The organism is Rhodobacteraceae bacterium IMCC1335, from assembly GCA_039640495.1.
In the GTDB taxonomy this organism is placed as follows: Bacteria; Pseudomonadota; Alphaproteobacteria; order Rhodobacterales; family Rhodobacteraceae; genus Thalassovivens.
Genome location: CP046864.1, coordinates 2,615,339 through 2,635,395, shown reverse-complemented (window position 1 = coordinate 2,635,395; position 20,057 = coordinate 2,615,339). Strand labels below are relative to the sequence as shown.

At 52.0% G+C, this 20,057-nt stretch carries 22 protein-coding genes; 9 read left to right on the top strand and 13 right to left on the bottom strand.

Annotation, left to right across the window (positions count from 1 at the left end; translation table 11 throughout):
- Positions 1-78 precede the first annotated feature (78 nt).
- The 3 genes from phaC to phaR all read left to right on the top strand — a co-directional run bounded on the left by phaC (position 79) and on the right by phaR (position 3,147).
- Complete coding sequence (phaC, locus tag GN241_12635; GenBank protein XAT58124.1) at positions 79-1,863, top strand: class I poly(R)-hydroxyalkanoic acid synthase; 1,785 nt, start codon at positions 79-81, stop codon at positions 1,861-1,863.
- Between the two features lie 135 nt (positions 1,864-1,998).
- Entirely contained in the window at positions 1,999-2,418 is a 420-nt protein-coding gene (locus tag GN241_12630; protein XAT58123.1) for a phasin, PhaP, read from the top strand.
- A gap of 138 nt (positions 2,419-2,556) precedes the next feature.
- On the top strand, positions 2,557-3,147 hold the full coding sequence (gene phaR, locus GN241_12625; GenBank protein XAT58122.1) for a polyhydroxyalkanoate synthesis repressor PhaR: 591 nt from the start codon (positions 2,557-2,559) through the stop codon (positions 3,145-3,147).
- 47 nt (positions 3,148-3,194) lie between these two features.
- Here the strand turns inward: phaR and GN241_12620 are convergent, their stop codons facing one another.
- From GN241_12620 to secG, 12 genes are all read right to left on the bottom strand, one after another.
- A complete protein-coding gene (locus GN241_12620; protein ID XAT58121.1) occupies positions 3,195-4,499 on the bottom strand; it encodes an FAD-dependent oxidoreductase in 1,305 nt (434 codons plus the stop codon).
- Entirely contained in the window at positions 4,496-5,833 is a 1,338-nt protein-coding gene (locus GN241_12615; GenBank protein XAT59279.1) for a glutamine synthetase, read from the bottom strand. Before GN241_12615 ends, GN241_12620 begins: the two co-directional genes overlap by 4 nt.
- Positions 5,834-5,864: 31 nt before the next feature.
- Positions 5,865-6,545, bottom strand: a complete 681-nt coding sequence (locus tag GN241_12610) for a type 1 glutamine amidotransferase (protein ID XAT58120.1) — start codon at positions 6,543-6,545, stop codon at positions 5,865-5,867.
- Positions 6,546-6,593: 48 nt separating this feature from the next.
- Entirely contained in the window at positions 6,594-7,910 is a 1,317-nt protein-coding gene (locus GN241_12605) for a glutamine synthetase (GenBank protein ID XAT58119.1), read from the bottom strand.
- 91 nt (positions 7,911-8,001) lie between these two features.
- Positions 8,002-8,808 carry an ABC transporter permease subunit gene (locus tag GN241_12600; protein XAT58118.1) on the bottom strand — a complete coding sequence of 269 codons (807 nt, stop codon included), beginning with the start codon at positions 8,806-8,808 and terminating at the stop codon, positions 8,002-8,004.
- Positions 8,805-9,689, bottom strand: coding sequence for an ABC transporter permease subunit (locus tag GN241_12595; protein XAT59278.1), 885 nt, complete (start codon positions 9,687-9,689; stop codon positions 8,805-8,807). The genes GN241_12600 and GN241_12595 overlap by 4 nt, the downstream gene beginning before the upstream one ends.
- A gap of 81 nt (positions 9,690-9,770) precedes the next feature.
- A complete protein-coding gene (locus GN241_12590; protein XAT58117.1) occupies positions 9,771-10,487 on the bottom strand; it encodes a transporter substrate-binding domain-containing protein in 717 nt (238 codons plus the stop codon).
- A 22-nt stretch (positions 10,488-10,509) separates the two neighbouring features.
- Positions 10,510-11,286 carry an ATP-binding cassette domain-containing protein gene (locus GN241_12585; GenBank protein ID XAT58116.1) on the bottom strand — a complete coding sequence of 259 codons (777 nt, stop codon included), beginning with the start codon at positions 11,284-11,286 and terminating at the stop codon, positions 10,510-10,512.
- Between the two features lie 120 nt (positions 11,287-11,406).
- Positions 11,407-11,844, bottom strand: a complete 438-nt coding sequence (locus GN241_12580) for a TerB family tellurite resistance protein (protein XAT58115.1) — start codon at positions 11,842-11,844, stop codon at positions 11,407-11,409.
- Positions 11,845-11,938: 94 nt separating this feature from the next.
- Positions 11,939-12,730, bottom strand: coding sequence for a 23S rRNA (adenine(2030)-N(6))-methyltransferase RlmJ (gene rlmJ, locus GN241_12575; protein ID XAT58114.1), 792 nt, complete (start codon positions 12,728-12,730; stop codon positions 11,939-11,941).
- A 74-nt stretch (positions 12,731-12,804) separates the two neighbouring features.
- Positions 12,805-14,448 carry a CTP synthase gene (locus GN241_12570; protein XAT58113.1) on the bottom strand — a complete coding sequence of 548 codons (1,644 nt, stop codon included), beginning with the start codon at positions 14,446-14,448 and terminating at the stop codon, positions 12,805-12,807.
- A gap of 173 nt (positions 14,449-14,621) precedes the next feature.
- Positions 14,622-14,990: a preprotein translocase subunit SecG gene (secG, locus tag GN241_12565; GenBank protein XAT58112.1), complete on the bottom strand. Its 369-nt coding sequence runs from the start codon at positions 14,988-14,990 to the stop codon at positions 14,622-14,624.
- A 107-nt stretch (positions 14,991-15,097) separates the two neighbouring features.
- Between secG and nthA the strand changes: the two genes are divergently transcribed.
- The 6 genes from nthA to GN241_12535 all read left to right on the top strand — a co-directional run bounded on the left by nthA (position 15,098) and on the right by GN241_12535 (position 19,178).
- Positions 15,098-15,718 (top strand): nitrile hydratase subunit alpha, encoded by a 621-nt coding sequence (nthA, locus tag GN241_12560; protein ID XAT58111.1) that lies wholly within the window; start codon positions 15,098-15,100, stop codon positions 15,716-15,718.
- Positions 15,715-16,395: a nitrile hydratase subunit beta gene (gene nthB, locus GN241_12555; GenBank protein XAT58110.1), complete on the top strand. Its 681-nt coding sequence runs from the start codon at positions 15,715-15,717 to the stop codon at positions 16,393-16,395. The genes nthA and nthB overlap by 4 nt, the downstream gene beginning before the upstream one ends.
- Positions 16,392-16,712: a nitrile hydratase accessory protein gene (locus GN241_12550; GenBank protein XAT58109.1), complete on the top strand. Its 321-nt coding sequence runs from the start codon at positions 16,392-16,394 to the stop codon at positions 16,710-16,712. The genes nthB and GN241_12550 overlap by 4 nt, the downstream gene beginning before the upstream one ends.
- 89 nt (positions 16,713-16,801) lie before the next feature.
- Positions 16,802-18,094 (top strand): adenylosuccinate synthase, encoded by a 1,293-nt coding sequence (locus GN241_12545; GenBank protein XAT58108.1) that lies wholly within the window; start codon positions 16,802-16,804, stop codon positions 18,092-18,094.
- A gap of 34 nt (positions 18,095-18,128) precedes the next feature.
- Positions 18,129-18,356 (top strand): DUF2842 domain-containing protein, encoded by a 228-nt coding sequence (locus tag GN241_12540; protein ID XAT58107.1) that lies wholly within the window; start codon positions 18,129-18,131, stop codon positions 18,354-18,356.
- A 138-nt stretch (positions 18,357-18,494) separates the two neighbouring features.
- The gene (locus GN241_12535) at positions 18,495-19,178 is read left to right on the top strand and encodes a thiamine diphosphokinase (GenBank protein ID XAT58106.1); all 684 of its coding nucleotides are present in this window, start codon (positions 18,495-18,497) and stop codon (positions 19,176-19,178) included.
- Here the strand turns inward: GN241_12535 and GN241_12530 are convergent.
- Positions 19,099-20,037, bottom strand: a complete 939-nt coding sequence (locus GN241_12530; GenBank protein ID XAT58105.1) for an EamA family transporter — start codon at positions 20,035-20,037, stop codon at positions 19,099-19,101. The genes GN241_12535 and GN241_12530 overlap by 80 nt on opposite strands.
- Positions 20,038-20,057: the final 20 nt, after the last annotated feature.

Genomic DNA, 20,057 nt, shown 5'->3' with positions numbered 1-20,057 from the left:
CGCTTTGCATCGACGCTTGGAATTTTTATCCGGCGCTGTTATGCTGCATAGCAGAAATATAAACTGAAAAATGCCGAAATGACAAGAAAAGACAATGCAGTTGCAGAAAAAGCTGACCAAATGAGTGAGAACTTGGTCAAGCTGGAAGAGCTGTCGCAGCGCTTTTTAACGCTTGTGCAAAAGAAACAAGCGGTCGCCCCGGCTTTGAGCGGCCCCGGCCCGGATTTGATGGTCAAAGCTTCGCATGCTTATTGGGAAGAGGCGGTAAAGAACCCGGCGCGATTAATGGCGCAGCAAGTTGAATATTGGGGTAAATCTCTAAGCCATTTTGCAACGCTGCAGCAAAGCCTTGGCGGAATGCAAAGCGCGGGTGAAGAATCATCAGCCACCAATCCGGATCCCCGGTTTTCCAATCCGATGTGGCAGAGCCATCCTTATTTTAGTTTTGTAAAAGACCAATATTTGCAAAATGCGGCAGCTTTGCGCAGCGCGGCGCGCAGCATGGATGGCTTGGCACCCGTCGAACAAAAACGCCTGTCATTTTTTACCGATCAAATCATTGATATGATGGCGCCCACAAATTTTCTTGGCACCAATCCAGATGCGCTGGAACGCGCGATCGAAACAGATGGTCAATCTTTGATCGATGGGTTGGAAAACCTAATCTCGGATTTAGAGGATAACCAGGGTGAACTGGTTGTGAAGCTGGCAAATGACAAAGTGTTCGAATTGGGGGTCAATATTGCCAATAGCCCGGGCAAGGTTGTTTTTGAAAATCGGATGTTTGAATTGCTTCAATACAGCCCCTCCAGCGAAGGTGTCTACGCGATTCCCTTGCTGATTTTTCCGCCTTGGATCAATAAATTTTACGTTTTGGATCTAAAAGCCCAGAACAGTCTTATTAAATGGCTGACAGAGCAGGGCTTTAGCGTGTTTGTGGTATCTTGGGTGAATCCGGATGACAGTTACCGTGATGTTGGGTTGGAAACATATATCGAAGATGGGTTTTTAACCGCGATCCGCGAAGTGAAAGCGCGTACCGGACAGAGCCGGGTGAACGCGGTTGGCTATTGCATTGGCGGCACAACATTAGCGCTGACCTTGGCGCTGCTGAAGAAACGCGGAGAGTCTTCGGTGAATTCGGCAAGCTTCTTCACCACATTAACGGATTTCTCACAACAGGGAGAATTCACCCCATTCCTGCAAAATGATTTTGTCGATGGGATTGAACAAGAAGTTGCGCAGCGCGGTATGCTGAAAAGCTTTGTTATGGCGCGTACGTTCAGCTTTTTGCGCGCCAATGATCTGATTTATAAGCCGGCGATAAAAAGTTACATGATGGGCGAAGCGCCGCCGGCGTTTGATCTGCTTTTTTGGAACGGGGATGGTACCAATCTTCCCGGGCGGATGGCGGTGCAATATTTGCGCGAATTATGCCAAAGTGATGCCTTCGCCACACAAGGCATAATGCTGCTGGGGGAGCGTCTGCATTTAAAAGATGTCAGCGTTCCCGTATGCGCGATTGGCTGCGAGACCGATCATATCGCCGCCTGGAAAGACAGTTATCGGGGCGTGCAGGGGATGGGCAGCCGCTCAAAAAAGTTTATTTTATCCCAGTCAGGCCATATCGCAGGAATTATAAACCCTCCTAGTAAAAAGAAATATGGCCATTTCACGAATCAAGATTTAGCCCTCTCTAGTGACGTTTGGCAAAAAACAGCAGATTTTAATTCTGGCAGTTGGTGGCCCAGTTGGAGCGCATGGCTGAACCGTCGGTCCGGTAAAAAAATCGCCGCGCGCCATTTTTCCGAAGCTGAGCGTGAAAGCCTTCCCGATGCACCCGGGCGTTATGTGCGGCTCTAGACGCTTTGGGCGTTGATTGCGCAGCGTTTAACTTTTTATGCTGCATTGCAGAAAAAAAGCTTGCAATGCTGCGCTGCAGCAAGTATATAAGAGTCAAGTGATCGCGGATACTGCCGCCCAAATGAGGAAAGTAGAATGAAAAATTTGAACGATATGACGGGTTTTTTCAAAGATATGATGGGTGCATTTCCTGTTGATACAAAGGCTTTCGAAGAAGCGATGAAAGGCACGACAGCCCTGAATGAGAAATTTGCCAGCGTGGCAGTGGAAGCTGCGGAAAAAAGCGCTGAAATCTCAAACAAATGGACAAAAGAGACATTGTCGCGTTTGAGCGCAATTTCGAAAGCGAAAGCAGAGCCAGCCGATTATGTAAAGGCGATGACAGAGTTTGCCTCTGCGCAGGCTGAAGTTGCGGCTGAAAATATGGCAGCCTTTGCTGAAGTGGCAAAGAAAGTTCAGACTGACACGGTTGATTTGATGATGACCGCGGGTAAGGATTTCAGCGAAGACGCATCTGCTGCGGTTAGGAAAGCCACCAAAAAAACGGTGGCCTAAGCAAATAGGTCCATGTAATAGGTTTGCCTTTCCTCCCAGAGGCAATCTACAGTAAAGGGTGCGTTTCGGCGCACCCTTTCTTTTCTTTCCGCAAGCGCGTAATGTTTTTCTGCACTGCTGCATTTTTGGGAGGTCTTCGTGTCTACAGCCAATAAACCTTTGTTGATCAAGCGCTACGCGAGCCGGCGTTTATATAATACGGAAACCAGCGATTATGTGACGCTTGAAGATATTGCAGGCTTCGTGCGTAACGGGCGCGACGTTCAAATCGTTGATTTGAAGTCTGGCGATGATTTAACCCGCCAATATTTATTGCAAATTATCGCCGAGCATGAAAGCCGCGGTGAAAGCGTTCTTCCAATCAATGTATTGAATGATTTGGTGCGCAGTTACACGACGCAGGCATCGAGTATCGTGCCGCAGGTCTTAGCCATGTCTTTTGATATGATGCGCGATGGTCAAGCGAAAATTTTTGAAAATATGGGCGGGGGTAACGCTTTGTCGCAAATGCCCGGTTTTGATGCTTTGCGCGCGCAGCAAGAGGCGTTTGTGAAAGCGATGACATCGGGCTTCGCGGCCTGGCCAGGTACGGCCGAGGATAATCCCGCAGCGGCAAGCCCAGCGCCACAGGCCGCGCCTACAACGTCAAGCGCGGCTGATGAAGATTTGCAGCAAATCAAAAGCCAATTGGCGGATCTTCAAGAAAAGCTGAGCAAGCTGGGATCTTAATGGTCTCCGCGAGGGATATCAGCCTGTTTGCCGCGGCATAGGCCCTGTTAAAGCCCCAATCGGTCGCGCAAACTGTACCAGGTCATGGCCATGACTAGCAGCGGCAGGCGGGCGTAGCGGCCCCCCGGGAATGGGCGCTGAGGAATTTGCGACATAGTATCAAATCCGTTGGCTTGGCCTATAATTGCCTGTGCGATTAATTTTCCGGCATGGGTCGCGGTGCCCACACCATGGCCCGAATATCCCGAAGCTGTGATGATGTTTTTTGACATCCTTGCAAAATAGGGCGTTCGGCGCATGGTGATGCCAAGCGTGCCGCCCCATGCATATTCAAGTTTAACATCTTTGAGATGCGGAAAAATTTTCAACATCGGTTTGCGGACTTTGGCCGCAATATCGGCGGGAAAGCGATAGCCGTAGCTTTCTCCTCCGCCAAAGAGCAACCTTCCATCATGCGACAATCGGAAATAATTCACCACGAATTTGGTATCTGCAACCGCCACATCTTGGGTTAATACGCGTGTGGTTGCCGGGCCCAGCGGTTCTGTTGCGGCAATAAAGTTATTTATAGGCATCACGTGCCGGGCTATTTTTGGGTGGAGTTTGCCTAAATAGCCATTGCAAGCCAAAATTACCTGCGCGCAGGTGATCTGCCCGTTTGCAGTTGTGATGGTTGGCTTAACCCCATCTTTTAGATCGGTGACGCGGGTATTTTCATAGATGCGAATGCCCGCGGCTGCGGCTGCTTTTGCCAATCCCAAAACATAGCGCAAAGGATGCAGATGCGCGCTTCCGTGATCCAAAACCCCGCCCTTATAAAGCGGAGAGGGGCAGAGCGCTTGGCTCGCCGCTTCATCGAGCAGCGTGATCTTATCATAGCCATAGCGCTTATGTAAAAACGCTGCACCACGATGAAGGTCTTGCCTGTCTGCGTTTGAAAACCCCAGTTCGGCGATGCCGGGTTTTAAAAAGCAATCAATATTGTGCCGTTTAATCAAGGATTTGCTACAATCTACAGCTTCTTCCGCCAGATCCCACAGGGCATCCGCCGATTGTGGCCCCAGCCAACGCAGCAAGGTTTCTTGATCCAACCTTTGCCCTGACCCTAACTGGCCGCCATTACGCCCCGATGCGCCAAACCCAACGCGCTGCGCCTCTAAAAGCGTGACCCTACACCCCTGATCGGCCAAATGCAGCGCCGCTGATAAGCCGGTATATCCGGCTCCGATAATGCAAATATCCGTATCATCGGTTCCCTCAAAGCTGGGAAAGGGTGGCAAGAATTGCGAAGTCGCAGCATACCAACTGGGCGGGTATTGCCCGGGTTGATCATTGGCGTCGAGCAGGTTCATACGTTTAACAGAAGATGTTCGCGCTCCCAGGGGCTAATGACCTGTAAAAACTCGTCATATTCCGCGCGTTTTACGATAGAATACACCCGCGTAAATTCGGATCCTAAAATTTCATGCAATTCGGACGCGTCTTCAAAAAGCCCAAGCGCTTCGCCCATGCCGCGGGGCAGGTCTTCGCGCCCCTCATATGCATCGCCGCGATATTGTTTCGAGGGCCGCAATTCATTTTTCATTCCCAAATATCCGCAGGCCAAAGACACAGCGATCCCCAAATAGGGGTTGCAATCCATCCCCGCGATCCTGTTCTCAACCCGCCTTGCCTGAGGCTCAGAAATCGGAATGCGGATTCCCGCTGTCCGATTGTCACGCGCCCAAGATAGGTTAATCGGGGCGGCATGGTCTTTGACATAGCGGCGATAGGAATTCACATAAGGCGCCAGAACCGCAATCGCCGATGGCAGATGCGTTTGCAACCCTGCGATGAAGTTATAAAACAAATCTGTTTCGCCGCCTTGGGGGCCGGAAAACACATTTGCCCCCGTTTCGATATCGATGATCGAATGATGAAGATGCATCGCGCTGCCGGGTTCTTCGGCAATTGGTTTGGCCATAAAAGTAGCAAAGCAATCATGGCGCAGCGCCGCTTCGCGTATCAAACGCTTAAAATAGAATACTTCATCTGCAAGCCGCACCGGATCTCCATGGCGGAGATTGATTTCCAGCTGACCGGCGCCGCCTTCTTGGGTGATCCCGTCAATCTCAAACCCTTGAGCTTCTGCAAAATCATAAATATCGTCGATCACTGGGCCGAATTCATCCACCGCAGTCATAGAATAGGACTGGCGCGCCGCCGCCGGACGCCCCGAACGCCCCATCATGGCTTCGATGGGTTTGGCCGGATCAATATTGCGGGCGACCAGAAAAAACTCCATCTCCGGAGCGACAACTGGTTCCCAACCCTCTTTTCTGTAAAGCTCGACAACCCGCTTTAGCACGTTGCGGGGGGAAAATAAGATTGGCTCATTTTTTCGGTCATAAGCATCATGGATCACTTGCAGCGTAAAATCACCTGTCCAGGGCGCGGCAGTTGCGGTGGAATAATCCGGTTTCAACAACATATCGCGTTCGATAAACCCACCATCTCCCGCGGCTTCACCCCAGCCGCCCGTGATGGTTTGATAAAAGATTGAATCGGGCAAATAAAACGTGTTTTGCCGCGCAAATTTGGTTGCTGGTACAGCTTTGCCGCGCGCGATCCCGGGCAAATCGGCGATCACGCATTCGATCTCATCCAGCTTTTGATCTTTCAAATAGGCCAAGGCGGCCTTGGGCATTTGTTTAAAAATTTCATCAATACTGGGCATCTTAACCTGCTTTCGATTTGAAAAATGTGGCAATTTTTTCTGCTAAAATATCGTTTGAATTCGGATCAGATAATTTGCTTTGGGCCGTTTCCAGCAATGTTTGCGGCACGGTTTTTTGGCCGCGGAACTGGATCAGCCCTTGGATGAAGGCACTGTTGAATTCCGGATGCGCTTGCAGCGAAAAAATAGCGTCTTCATATTCGAGGAAGGCGTATTTGCAAAAGTCGCTAGAGCCTGTGCAGCGCGCTTTTGGGGGCAGAGTGACCACCTGATCTTGGTGCCAAGCGTTTATCCGCACCTTCTGGCCTTCAAATTGATAGTCGGTCAGGCCGATGCTCCAACCGCCGGAAAACTTTTCAACATGCCCACCCATCGTTTGGGCGATGATTTGGTGGCCAAAACATATGCCAACCAATGGTTTTTTCGCAGCAACAATGCGTAAGATGAGCGCCTTTAAAGGCTTGATAAAGGGCAGATCTTCGTAAACCCCGTGGCGCGATCCGGTGATCAACCAGGCATCGGCTTGCAATTCATCTTTTGGAAACTGCTCATTGACGACGCTGAACACGTCGAAGTCAAAGCCGTGCCCGTCTAATAAATTGGCGCAGAGCACGCCGTAATTCTCTGTCTGCGGGCGCATTTCGTCAGGGGCGTGGCCAGCCTGTAAGATGCCGATTTTCATAAAACCCTACTTGCCGTTCGGAAGGCGTTGTATCGTTGCAGGTTCAGTTTACACGGTTTCAAGATATGTTTTCCAGTGCTCTTCTTGCGGAATATTCTTCAAGCCGTCAAGTTCTTGGCGTTTGGTTAAAGAAAAGTTTTCAATAAGTTGTGCGGGTAAGATTCGGGCAATCATCGGATCGTTTTCAAACATATCTATCGCTTCAGACCAGCTATGGATCAATTGTGGTAGATCTTGGCTGTAAGCGTTGCCTGTGATGGGCGGCGGCGGTATAAGATCATCTTCGATGCCAAGCAACGCCGCACCCAGTATAAGGCCGAGCGTCAGAAAAGGATTTATATCGCCGCCTGCGACACGATGCTCGATCCGCCGAGCACTGGGCGCGCCTGCGGGAATGCGCAGCGCGGTCGTGCGGTTTTCATATCCCCAACAAATTGATGTGGGGGCGTGGTTTTCTGGATCCATACGCGCATAGCTATTGGCATGAGGTGCAAAGCCAAGGGTGGCGGCACGCATCGTGGCAAGGCAGCCTGCGATGGCGTTTTGAAGCAGCGGTGATCCCTGTTTTGTGCCGTCATCAAAAATATTTCCTCCAGCCTCATCAATCACCGAAAAATGCAGATGTAAGCCGTTTCCTGCATCGTTTGGATAGGGTTTGGCCATAAAGCTTGCGGCATAGCCATGCTTGCGTGCCACGCCTTTGAGCAAGGTTTTGAACAGCCATGTGTCATCCGCAATGCGCAATGCATCGCCATGTTGAAGGCTGATTTCGAATTGCCCGATGCCCGCTTCAGATGAGGCGGCTTGCGCGTTGATCCCCATCTGCGCGCAGCTTTGATAAAGCTCTGAGAAGAAGGCTTCAAACGCGTCTAACTGTTGCAAAGATAGAATCGCGCTGGAGTTGATTTTGCGATTGCTGGCGGGGTCTTTCGGCGGCCTCGGGCTTTCAGCACTGTCATCGATCAGATAAAATTCAAGCTCGGTGGCGGCCACAGCTTGCCATCCGCGCGCGGCGTAGCGGTCCAGAATTTGGGCCAATGCGTGCCGAGGATCCCCTTCAAAAGGGCGGCCATCCTCTTCAAACATCCACATTCCCACCAATGCGCTTGGCTGGTCAAGCCAGGGCATTGGTACAGGCCCGCGATTGGTTGGCAGCAGATAGCCATCGCCATCACCAGAGGCAAATAAGAGCGGGCTATTGGCAATATCGGCCCCCCAAATATCTACGTTTAACGCAGATAATGGCATACGCAGATCGCCGGAGGCTAATTTTCCCTGATCTTTTTGGGGCATGCGCTTGCCGCGCATTTGGCCGTTTAAATCGCAGGTTGCAATTCGAAACGTATCGAAATCATCCAGATCCATTGGTCTGCCCTTGTTTGTCTATTTGAATCACTCACAGCATCCTAGCGGTGGGGTTGGACAGATTTTGCATAAAGAAAATGGCTTGAAAAATCTAGCGAATTAGCATTGGACGCAGTTTCAAGCGCGCGGTTTGATCGGGGGGCAGGTGCCGGTTAAGGCGTTTGTTGATAAGGCCAAAAAGGACCAAAATCAAAAAAGTCAGCAAAACAAAATACCCGGCTAAAATTGGATAGGGAATAAAAGGGTTGAATGTTTTATCGGCAAAGTAATTGGCGTAATATAAGGCATCTCCGCGTTGCTGCCAGGCGGGAAAGGCTGAAAAAAACACCAGCGTTGTAGAGTGAAATAAAAAGATTGCCTCATTGGTGTAACCAGGCCAACCCAGCCGCAACATGGTCGGCCAGATGATCCGGCGAAACCGCGCCCATCCAGAGATCGCATAAGCATCAGCAGCATCCAAATCCCCCTTTGGAATGGATTGCAGCGCGCCATAAAAAATTTCGGCAGAATAGGCGGCTGTGTTCAAAAACAGCACCAGCAGCGCACCCATCCAGGCCGAGGTTAAAGGCGCAAAGGCGGGCACGTTGCTTTTCAAACCCAGAAATAAAAAATACGCGAAAAAAAGCTGGATAAACAAAGGCGAACCGCGGAATATAAAAATAAACCACTCACAGGGTTTGCGTAAAAGGCGGCGGTGTGACGCTTTGCCAAGCGCCAGCGCTGTGGCCAAAAAGAAACCAGCTGCCAAGGCCAAAACGCCAAAATACACGTTCCAGATCATCCCCGAGCCGATCAGCGTGAATTGTTGACACAGCGTGAAATCCGAGCGTGGTAAGAGCCGCTCGCCGATGCCCAGCGATCTAAGGCCATACTCTGCAATTGTGTCCCAACAGCTCATGCGGATCCTCGCGCTTGCGCTTGGCCGCCCAGCGTGGCTTGGCCTTGGTTGAGCCGCCGCATCAAGCGGGTTTGAACGTTTTCAGATAATTTTGTGAAGGCCAGATAGAACACCAGCAGTGCAAAGAAATACCACATGCGGTAATCGCCATGCGGATAATCGGTGAATTTTGCGGTTTTTGTGCCACCCAATTCGCGGGCCCAATACACGATATCTTCAATGCCAAGCAAAAACAGCAGGGGTGTGGCTTTTATTAAAAGGATCCAAATATTACCAAGCCCGGGCAGCGCATATACCCACATCTGCGGCACTAAAATGCGCCAGAAAACTTGGCTTTGGCTCATTCCATAAGCAGCGCCTGTTTCAAGCTGTGCTTTTGGTACTGCGCGCATCGCGCCATAGATGACGTTGGAGGCAAAGGCCCCAAATACAATACCAAAGGTGAAAACCGCCAGCGCAAACCCGTATAGATCATGCACCCAAGGGGCGGCGCTGGACAGCGGCAATTTGGCCGCATCGCAGACCACAAAATCATTGCCTTGGCGAATGGGCTCTGACCAATCGCGGCACAATGCCTTGTGGCGCATCCATTCGAGGATTTGATCCAAAGCAATAACGAAAAACAGAAAATACGCGATATCGGGAACGCCGCGCACGATCGCGACATAGCCCCGGCCGAGCAGGCTGAAAATAAGCGTGCTTGATCGCGCGGCCATTGCGCCAAGAAATCCCAGAGCTAATACCACGGGCGCGGTGATCAATAATAGCAGCAAAACGGTGCCCACAGCCCTATACAATCCAACATGTTTGCCGGTTGTCAGGTAACAGGCCCACCACTGCGCATCTGCCAGCAGATCAGGATTTGTACAAAAAGAAAAAATAACATCCCCCAATTGGTGTTGGGATGGGAAAGATCGGACCTTTTAGCCAAAGCCAAGGCCCGATCAAAACGGTGTTTCGGCTTAGAATGTTTCGCCGATTTCCCATTTGGTAATCAAAGCGTTCAAGCTGCCATCGGCTTTCATCGCGTCAATCGCTGCGCTAAATTTTGCTTTCAATGCGCCATCGCTTTCACGAATGCCCATGCCAACACCACCGCCCAGCATCACTTTATTACCCACCAGCATCAGATCGGCGTTTTCATCCGCGATTGGGGTCAGATAGGCCATATCGGCCAGAACTGCATCAGCTTCGCCATTGCGCACCGCGGCAATGGTTTCTTCTGGTGTCGCAAATTCCACCAAAGTGGCACCGGAAGAGGCGATATAGCTTGATTGAATGGTGTTTGATTGCGCTGCAATCACGCCGCCGCTCAAATCAGCCGACTCCGATAATGCCATATAGGCAGATGGATCAGGCTGCGTGTAATTGCTTGTAAAATCAATTACTTCATCCCGCTCGGCTGTGATCGACATACCGGCGATGATTGTGTCATAATTGCCGGATACCAAATTTGGGATAATGCTGTCCCAATCATTGACAACCCACTCGCAGGTTAAAGAGGCACGCGCGCAGAGCTCGTCGCCCAATTCGCGCTCAAAGCCGTCAACCTCGCCAGCATCATTGATGAAGTTATATGGGGGATAGGCTCCTTCTGTGCCCATGCGCACCACATCGCCGGCAAATGCAATGCCAGTTGACAGCGCCAATGCTGCCGCAGTTAAAAGACGGATAGTCATGATAGATCTCCCTTTGGTCATGTTACGCCGCCACAGTCGAGCTTAAAAACTGTCGCAGCCGGTCAGATTTCGGCGCGTCGAAAACGGTTTTCGGCGCGCCTTGTTCTTCGATAAGCCCTTGGTGCAAAAATATAACATGATTTGACACATCAGTGGCCAATTTCATGTCGTGAGTAACGAGCAGCATCGTGCGCCCTTCGGCCGCAAGATCTTTGATCACGCGGATAACTTCTTGTTCCAGCTCAGGGTCAAGCGCTGAGGTGGGTTCATCAAATAGTAAGGCTTCGGGCTCCATGCATAGCGCCCGCGCAATCGCCGCGCGCTGCTGTTGCCCCCCTGATAATTGCGCCGGATAGGCATCGCATTTATCGCCAATGCCCACCTGCTCAAGATAGCGGCGGGCGCTTGTTTCAACCTCGGGCCGGGGGCGTTTGAGCACGGTGACGGGTGCCTCCATCACGTTTTCCAATATGGTCATATGCGCCCATAGATTAAACTGTTGGAACACCATAGATAGATTGGTGCGTATCTTTTGCACCTGCTGTTTATCGGCTGGCATACGGTTATATTTCCCCGCGCTCCAAAGCACTGCCTCGCCGTTAAACAGGATCTCGCCCTGTTGGCTATCTTCCAGTAAGTTCACACAGCGCAGCAATGTGGATTTTCCCGAACCGGAAGATCCGATCAGCGATACCACATCCCCCTTACGGGCGGTCAGGCTCACGCCTTTAAGAACCTGCAAATCTCCATAGGATTTGTGAAGTTTGGAGATCTCAATAACATCTTTTGGCTGTGGCAATATCAACTCGGCGTTTTGTTCAGGCTCGCACTACGCCGTAAAATAAAAGGTTATGCAATCAAAAAATATCTGCTCGCAGATGTTTTTGCGGTTTTTTAGCTGTGCGGGTGGCCTTGTTTCTTATGCCTGCATCACGCGGCGGCGTGCAGAGGCGCTATCGACATCTGTAACCCCCAGCAAACTGACAACCAGACGCAACAGCGCGTCTTCTTCCGCGTCGCGATTGCCATCGGCCAAGGCCACCTGCCATAAGGCTTCCACAACTGCAATCCGGTCTTCATAGGCAACGCGGTCTTTAATGGCGCGGGTAAAACGCACGGTGTCAGGAGCCTCTTGTTCCAAAGTTTCTGCGGTTTCGCGCAGTGCGATCGCCTCTGGTTCGGCCAGTTTGTAGCGCGCCATAATCACCTGCGTTATGCGGTGGATTTCTGCGGCTGCATATTCATTATCCGCGCGGGCCAAACGCACCAGCAAAGCGGTCATAGCGAGGCGCGCATCCTCGTCGTGAAGCGGCTCTGCTTGGGGTTCGAGCAAGGATTTTAAAAAAGATCCGAACATATGTGATGCTTTCTGAGTAAGGGCCCTAATAGATCAGATAGGGCGGGAGATTAAATTTCAATAAAGGTAGCGCTGCGGTTCGTTTGCGCGCCGGTTACTGCGTTTGGCCTTTTTTAAAGCAGAAAGACAGGCGTGCCAATTCATCCATTAGCCCATAGGGCGGATTGATGAAGAAGAGGCCAGAGCCAACCATTCTATGGGTTTCTCTTGCGGGAGGAAAAACAACTTCATGGCGCAACCCTTCTGGATATATCGTTTCCAACTGCGCCAACATTTCCTTATGGGCCGCGCTGCGTAGCAGGGGATACCAAAGCATCATGCTGCCCACGTTCCATTTGCGCGTTATTTTTGTAAGCACTTTGGGGATTTCAGCATAATCTTGTTTAAGTTCATAGCTGGGATCCATCAAAACCAAACCGCGCCGCGGGGTGGGTGGGCAGAGCGCTTGCAGCAACTCCAAGCCATTCTGGAGGTAAAGCTTGGCTTTATATTGCGCCAGATTATCCCGCAAAGCGGCGTGTTCTTGCGGGTGCAATTCGGCCAGATGAAGATGATCTTCTTTGCGCAGCTGTGAGGCGGCAATCATGGGCGAGCCCGGATAGGCATGCGGCCCATGCAAGGCGCGACAGTCTTGCAGGGCACGCAAATAAGGGTGCGCGGGCTCAAACCATTCGGCTTTTAACGCCAGTGTGATCCCCGCCTCGGCCTCGCCCGTTTTCACAGATTCGCGCGAGGTAAGATCATATAATCCGCGGCCTGAATGGCTTTCAATATAGCTCAGAGGTTTGGGTTTTTTAAGCAGATAGCTCAACACCCATGCCAAAGCCGCGTGTTTGTGAATATCTGCCAAGTTCCCGGCATGATAGCTATGTTGATAAGAGAGCATAGCGATGCTTTAAACGTGTTTGGATGGTTGAAGAACGCCAAAAACCACAGCCATATTCCAAGCCGTTTTCAAATTCAAACCAACCGTGAGACGTCTTTTGCGGCGCGAATGAAATCTTTGAATAGCGGGTGCGGATCAAAGGGTTTTGATTTCAGCTCGGGGTGAAACTGAACGCCGATAAACCAGGGATGATCTGTCCACTCGACAATCTCTGGCAACCGGCCATCAGGGGACATGCCGGAAAACCGTAGCCCCGCAGCTTCCAGCTGGTCACGATATTTGATATCCACCTCATAGCGATGCCGGTGGCGTTCATCGATCTTTTGCGTGCCATAAATGTCTGCAACTTTTGAGTTTTCTAGCAAAGCGGCGTCATAGGCGCCAAGGCGCATCGTGCCGCCTTTGTCATCTGAGACGCTGCGCGCCACTTTGTGATTTCCTTGCACCCATTCTTTCAAATGATACACCACGGGTTCAAAGCGCCGTTTTCCGGCTTCATGGTCAAATTCTTCTGACCCTGCAGCTTTCAGCCCAACCACGTTGCGCGCCGCTTCGATCACGGCCATTTGCATGCCAAGGCAAATACCCAGATAAGGCACGTTGTGCTGGCGGGCAAATTCGGCGGCTTTGATCTTGCCTTCTGTGCCGCGCTCGCCAAACCCGCCTGGCACCAAGATCGCGTGGAAGCCTTGCAGATGCGGCGCCACATCTTGGCTTTCGAAAATTTCCGCATCGACCCATTGAATTTGCACGCGCACGCGATTGGCCATGCCGCCATGGGTAAGGGCTTCCGCGATCGATTTATAGGCATCTTCCAATTGCGTATATTTTCCTACAATCGCAACATTCACTGCGCCTTCGGGGTTGTAAATCCGATCGGCCACGTCTTCCCAACGCGCGAGATCCGGCTTCGGAGCCGGAGCAATCTGAAACGCGTCAAGCACCGCCTGATCCAAGCCTTCGCGGTGATAGGCCAAGGGAGCCTCATAGATCGATTTTAAATCTTGCGCGGCGATCACGCTTTCCGGCCGCACATTACAAAACAGCGCCAGTTTTTCGCGCTCTTTTTCAGGAATCTGGCCCTCTGAGCGGCAGACCAAAATATCTGGGGCAATGCCGATTGAGCGCAATTCTTTAACGCTATGCTGGGTGGGTTTTGTTTTCAGCTCGCCACTGGCTTTGATGAATGGCAACAAGGTCAAATGCATGAAAAGACATTCGCCGCGCGGCTTTTCCTGCGAGAATTGACGAATGGCTTCAAAAAATGGTAGGCCCTCGATATCGCCAACCGTCCCGCCGATTTCACAAAGCATGAAATCAACTTCATCCTCGCCAATTTTGATGAAATCTTTGATTTCATTGGTCACATGCGGGATCACTTGAATGGTTTTACCCAAATAATCCCCGCGGCGTTCTTTTTCCAAAACCGTAGAATAGACTCTACCGGAAGACACAGAATCGGTTTGCCGCGCCGCCACGCCCGTGAAACGTTCATAATGACCCAAATCTAAATCGGTTTCAGCGCCATCATCGGTCACAAACACTTCGCCATGTTCAAACGGGCTCATCGTGCCAGGATCTACATTCAGATAAGGATCGAGCTTGCGCAATCGCACACTATAGCCGCGGGCCTGCAGCAAAGCGCCCAAGGCGGCCGAGGCCAATCCCTTGCCCAAAGAAGAAACAACGCCGCCTGTGATAAAAATAAATCTTGCCATATTTGGCTGTCTCCCGTGGGTTTCTCGGTGCAAATTTTCCGAATGTACCGCCTGAATTCACGCGTGAAACAGGCAGGCTCACGGGGGTTAAGCAATAAAGGATTCGGTGCCGTTAGGCAATATCACCACAAGATAATGTTGCAGTGATTTCACCACCCTCAAGGATTGGCTGCTCAGTCGGCGCTTGGAACCAGGGGCGCTTCGGTTGGGGGCGTCGGTGGCAAAAGCGCATCGGTATCCAGCGAGTCGCCTTGTTGCTCGCTTTGAACGGCGCTTGCGCCGCCTAGCCGGTCAATAACTGAAGAGCCGGCTGATTTGCGCGCGGCGATCGCCGTTAAGGTTAATGACGTGATGATAAATGCCACCGCGAAGATCCATGTGAGCTTGGTTAAGGCCGATGCAGCTGACCGCCCAGACATCACGCCATCGCCACCGCCACCGCCGCCAAGACCAAGGCCGCCGCCCTCAGAGCGTTGCAGCAGCACCAAAGCGATCAGTGCCAAAGCCAGAAGCAAATGAATGGTCAGAACGACGTTTTCCATGTCAAACCCAATTTTATACAAGCTCCGGCTAGATAGGTAAGTTTTAGCCTCGGGGCAAGGGGCAATAGCCGCTTGACCTGCGACAAACGCCTTGTCAGAGTGTTTTAATGCCCCATGATCATTCAGATGACGCGCATCCGCATAGTTTGCTGCCTTCAGATCCTGCCCTGCGGGTGAAGGCGCTCGAAAGCCTTTTGGTCGAAAAAGGGCTGGTGGATCCGGCTGCGTTGGACGCGATTATCGAGACATATGAACATAAAATTGGCCCTCAAAACGGTGCGGCCGTTGTGGCGCGCGCTTGGCGAGAGCCGACATTTCGCGCAGCGCTTTTGACAGATGCAACCGCTGCAGTTTCCCAGATGGGGTTTTATGGCCGTCAAGGCGAACATATTGTGGCGTTGGAAAACACCGATCGGCAGCATAATCTTGTCGTTTGTACTTTATGCAGTTGTTATCCTTGGCCCCTTTTGGGGATACCGCCAGGCTGGTATAAATCGGATGCATACCGCGCCCGCGCGGTGCGCGAGCCGCGAAAAGTTCTGGCAGAGTTCGGGCTTGAATTGGCGCGGGATGTCGCCTTGAAAACTTGGGATTCAACCGCCGAAATTCGGTATTTGGTGATCCCGCAGCAACCCGCGGGTACGCAAGGGTGGAGCGCCGAGGCGTTGGCCGCATTGGTCACGCGCGATGCGATGATTGGCACCGCCATCGTTCAGAGCCCGGCATGAGCCGCGTGCATGATATGGGCGGACGGTTTGGTGATGGCCCCGTTCGCAGAGAGGCGGATCCCGAGCCGGTTTTTAAAGAAGAGTGGCAAGCCCATGCTTTGGCGCTTACGCTCGCGGCCGGAAGCCTCGGGCGATGGTCGCTGGATGAATCACGCCACGCGCGCGAATGTTTGGAGCCGCGCGATTACATGCGGTTTTCCTATTATGAAAAATGGCTCGCAGGCTTGACAGATTTGCTGGTGGCAAAATCAATTGTCACCGCAGAAGAGCTGACGTCTCTATCCGCCCAACCGGCCGCCCCAGAGCTGCAACAGCGGCGTTTGCCGGCTGCTAAAGTGGCGGCTGTCTTGTCCAGCGGCGGCCCCACATTGCGCGCAGAGGCCGGTAACGGTATCGCGTTTGAACTTGGGCAAAAGCTGCGGGTGCGCAGAAGTGGCAACCTTGCTGTTGCTGGTGGGCATTCGCGTATTCCCGCCTATGTTATGGGGCAGGTGGGCACCATCATCAGGCTTCATGGCAACCATGTTTTTCCCGATAGCAACGCCCATAGCGCGGGTGAAGCGCCGCAGCCACTATATACGCTCAGCTTTGCTGCGAGTGATCTGTGGGAAGATGCTGAGAGCGATCTGGATCAGGTGATGCTGGATTTGTGGCACAGTTATTTGGAACCGCTATGAGGGCCGAGTTACCCGCACCCGCCTTTGAGCAACCATGGCACGCGGATCTTTTTGCTGTGACCGTTTGTTTGAATGAACAGGGGCATTTTTCCTGGAGCGAGTGGACGGGCTGGTTCGGGGCAGGGCTGGCGCGCCGCGGTTTGGATAAGCAATTAAACGGCGGCGAAGATTATTTTTTGGTTTGGTTGGAAACCCTCGAAGCCGTTTTGCAGCGCTTGGATATGGCCAGCTTAGACCAGCTTGCGAGCGTGAAAACCGCATGGCAAAAAGCTTATGTATCAACGCCGCATGGGGCGCCGGTGCGCTTGCCCGATTGAAAATGAACTCTTAACAAAATTCGAGGTTCACTCTTGGGCAAAGCCTCGTTATACGGGCGCGGGTTTTAACTTATTTTGAAAGGTCCTTTATGGCAAACGTCGTTGTGGTCGGCGCTCAGTGGGGCGATGAAGGAAAAGGCAAAATAGTCGATTGGCTGAGCGAACGCGCCGATGTGATCGTGCGGTTCCAAGGCGGTCATAATGCTGGTCATACGCTGGTGATTGAAGGCCAAGTGTATAAGCTTTCGCTTTTGCCCTCTGGCATCGTTCGAGGCGGAAAATTATCGGTGATTGGCAATGGCGTGGTGCTGGATCCCTGGCATCTGCGCGAGGAAATTGCCAAGTTGACGGGCCAAGGGGTCGAGATTAACCCTGAAAACTTGATGGTGGCGGAAAATACCCCTTTGATTCTTCCCGTTCACGGAGAATTAGACCGAGCCCGCGAAACGCAAAACAATGTGGCGAAAATTGGAACAACAGGCCGAGGTATCGGCCCCGCCTACGAGGATAAAGTTGGGCGGCGCGCGATACGCGTTGCAGATCTGGCCGATCCGGCCACGCTTGAAACGCGCGTCGATCGTATGTTGCAACATCACGATACATTGCGCCGTGGTATGGGGCTGCCTCAAGTTGACCGCACAGCTTTATTGGCTGCGCTGCAGGAGATTGCGCCAAGCGTGCTAAAATTCGCGGCGCCCGTTTGGAAAGTTTTGGCAGAAAAGCGCAAAGCAGGGCATCGCATTTTATTTGAAGGCGCGCAGGGCAGTTTGCTTGATATTGATTTTGGAACCTATCCCTTTGTAACCTCGTCAAATGTGATCGCGGGTCAAGCGGCGACAGGATCCGGCGTTGGGCCAGGATCCATTGATTTTGTTCTGGGCATTGTTAAAGCCTATACAACCCGCGTGGGTGAGGGGCCATTTCCCACCGAACTTGACGATGCGGATGGGCAGCGTTTGGGAGAGCGGGGCCATGAATTTGGCGTTGTCACGGGGCGTAAGCGCCGCTGCGGCTGGTTTGACGCAGCCCTCGTACGCCAAACTTGCGCCACCTCCGGCGTGAGCGGCATCGCCTTTACAAAACTGGATGTTTTGGACGGGTTTGAGACCTTGAAAATCTGTACAGGCTATATGCTTGATGACACCCAATTGGATTATTTGCCGACAGCTGCGGATGAGCAGGCCCGCTGCGTTCCAATCTATGAGGAAATGGCAGGTTGGAGCGAAAGTACCGAAGGCGCGCGCAGCTGGGCAGATTTGCCCGCCAACACAATTAAATACGTGCGCCGCGTGGAAGAGTTGATAGGGTGTCCGGTTGCGCTAGTTTCAACCTCACCCGAGCGGGATGACACGATTTTGGTGACAGATCCTTTCGCGGATTAAAACGGTTTAGGTTTGGCTAACAGGGAGATAGGATTTGGAGTTAAGTTATAAAGCTCGGCGGCGCTGGTCATTATTTGTGTTGGTGATTGGATTGCCGCTTTACGTGGTGGCGGCGGTTAATCTGGTTGGCGTCTTTGAGCGCCCCTCAATTTTTGTTGAGCTGCTTGTCTATGTGGTGCTTGGGGTGCTTTGGGCGTTTCCATTGCGGTTTATATTTCGCGGTATCGGACAAGCTGATCCCGATCAGGATGATGCGCTATAGCGCGGCTTTGAACCGCGAATTGCCGGCATTGCCGGATGTTGTGACGCCGCCTGAAGGCAGGTGTAACCGCAGGGCTGCGGGTATGAACTTGCTCTGGCGGTTTTTGCCGAAAGATGATCTGAAAAAGGGATGATCCCGATGGAGCCGCAATTTTCTTACTCGCATCCGGTCACGTTGGTTGGCGCAGCGCCGCTTGCCGCGGATTTGCTGCGCTTTGCGCTTAATTTTGCTCCGAAAGCGATTGCTGCAGATGGGGGGGTGAACCATTTGCGCGCACTGGGCGTTGACCCGCTGGCGGTGATTGGAGATATGGATTCTGTTGCTTTGGAACACCAGCAGCTGTGGGAGCGTAACCTATTTTTTCCAATTGCTGAACAAGACAGCACCGATTTTGAAAAATCGCTGGCTCGCCTTGCCGCCCCGATGATCTTCGGGGTCGGCTTTTTAGGGGGACGGTTTGATCACGCTTTGACAGCTCAAACCGTATTGGTGCGCTATCCCCACCGCAAATGCATTCTTTTGGGATCTGAGGATATCGTCTTTTTGGCACCGCCGCGGCTTTCGCTGGATTTACCGCTTGAAACGCGGCTGTCTTTATTTCCTATGGCACCGGTCAAAATCTTATCAGAGGGCCTATATTGGCCCACGCACGGCCTAACATTCCAACCCGATGGTCAAGTTGGAACGTCAAATAAGGTGAGTGGTGCGCTTCGGCTTCAGCCAGAGAAGGCCAAAATGTTGGTTATTCTGCCGCGATTACATCTTGCGCAGGTCGCTGCAGCGCTGGACGCTGCGCCGTCTTGGCCTGCTCGTGGAACATAACGTATAGACCTGAGGCCATCGTTATCACAATGCCCGCCGATGCAAGTGGGTTCGGCAGTTCTGAGAAAAGAAGCCAACCAAATAAGGTGACGATCGGAATTTCCAAATATTGCAGCGGCGCCGTGGTCGCTGAGGGCAGATAGCTGAGCGACCAGGTCATGCTGAGCAAGGCAAAGGTGCCCACAGAGCCAAAGCTGATCAACAAAAAGATTTTATTCGAGCTGATGGTGGAAAAATCAAACAGTGGCACAGAGCCGTCCTTAAAGATCAGCAGCGCAGGGGCAATCAGAACCACCGCCATAACACCGTTCACGGTTTGGACTTTAATCACATCGTTTTCTTGGGTGATGAAACGCGTAATCAACATGAAAATTGCGAAAATAAACGCCACGAGAAGCGGTAGAAGCGCATAGAAACCCACCTCTTGAAATGACGGTTGTATGACCATCAATGTACCTATGAAGCCCACCACGCAGGCCAGTAAGCGTTCTTTGCTGACGTCTTCTTTTAACACGGCCCAGCCGAGTAAGATCACCAGCAATGGCAGGATGAAAACAATAGCAACAGCATCGGCAAGCGGCAAATATTGTAAGGCCACTACCATTATCGCGATCCCCGTGATTTGCAGCACTGTGCGAATTGCAGAGAGGGTTAAAAACTTGCCAGAAAAATGCCAGCTGCCTCCGATGGCCAAAGCCATTGGCGCCAAGATGATCACCTGTATGGCGAAGCGAATGAAAATGAGCGGTCCCAGAGCGACGGTCTGGCCAAGGATTTTGGCTAAGGCGTCGCCTAGCGGGGCAAGTGTACAGAAAAGCAGCATAAAGCCGATACCGAGAAGGGTGCGATTTTGTTCCATGTTTCTACTATAGGTTGAAA

Bases quoted from the DNA above. Each gene is read 5' to 3' on its own strand.
- rlmJ (XAT58114.1), bottom strand. From the start codon at position 12,730: ATGCTCTCTTATCAACATAGCTATCATGCCGGGAACTTGGCAGATATT.
- GN241_12530 (XAT58105.1), bottom strand. From the start codon at position 20,037: ATGGAACAAAATCGCACCCTTCTCGGTATCGGCTTTATGCTGCTTTTC.
- GN241_12615 (XAT59279.1), bottom strand. From the start codon at position 5,833: ATGCCCAAGGCCGCCTTGGCCTATTTGAAAGATCAAAAGCTGGATGAG.
- GN241_12620 (XAT58121.1), bottom strand. From the start codon at position 4,499: ATGAACCTGCTCGACGCCAATGATCAACCCGGGCAATACCCGCCCAGT.
- GN241_12570 (XAT58113.1), bottom strand. From the start codon at position 14,448: ATGGCAAGATTTATTTTTATCACAGGCGGCGTTGTTTCTTCTTTGGGC.
- GN241_12600 (XAT58118.1), bottom strand. From the start codon at position 8,808: ATGAGCTGTTGGGACACAATTGCAGAGTATGGCCTTAGATCGCTGGGC.
- phaC (XAT58124.1), top strand. From the start codon at position 79: ATGACAAGAAAAGACAATGCAGTTGCAGAAAAAGCTGACCAAATGAGT.
- nthB (XAT58110.1), top strand. From the start codon at position 15,715: ATGAGCCGCGTGCATGATATGGGCGGACGGTTTGGTGATGGCCCCGTT.
- GN241_12545 (XAT58108.1), top strand. From the start codon at position 16,802: ATGGCAAACGTCGTTGTGGTCGGCGCTCAGTGGGGCGATGAAGGAAAA.
- nthA (XAT58111.1), top strand. From the start codon at position 15,098: ATGCCCCATGATCATTCAGATGACGCGCATCCGCATAGTTTGCTGCCT.
- secG (XAT58112.1), bottom strand. From the start codon at position 14,990: ATGGAAAACGTCGTTCTGACCATTCATTTGCTTCTGGCTTTGGCACTG.
- GN241_12590 (XAT58117.1), bottom strand. From the start codon at position 10,487: ATGACTATCCGTCTTTTAACTGCGGCAGCATTGGCGCTGTCAACTGGC.
- GN241_12550 (XAT58109.1), top strand. From the start codon at position 16,392: ATGAGGGCCGAGTTACCCGCACCCGCCTTTGAGCAACCATGGCACGCG.
- GN241_12630 (XAT58123.1), top strand. From the start codon at position 1,999: ATGAAAAATTTGAACGATATGACGGGTTTTTTCAAAGATATGATGGGT.
- GN241_12605 (XAT58119.1), bottom strand. From the start codon at position 7,910: ATGGATCTGGATGATTTCGATACGTTTCGAATTGCAACCTGCGATTTA.
- GN241_12580 (XAT58115.1), bottom strand. From the start codon at position 11,844: ATGTTCGGATCTTTTTTAAAATCCTTGCTCGAACCCCAAGCAGAGCCG.
- GN241_12535 (XAT58106.1), top strand. From the start codon at position 18,495: ATGGAGCCGCAATTTTCTTACTCGCATCCGGTCACGTTGGTTGGCGCA.
- GN241_12610 (XAT58120.1), bottom strand. From the start codon at position 6,545: ATGAAAATCGGCATCTTACAGGCTGGCCACGCCCCTGACGAAATGCGC.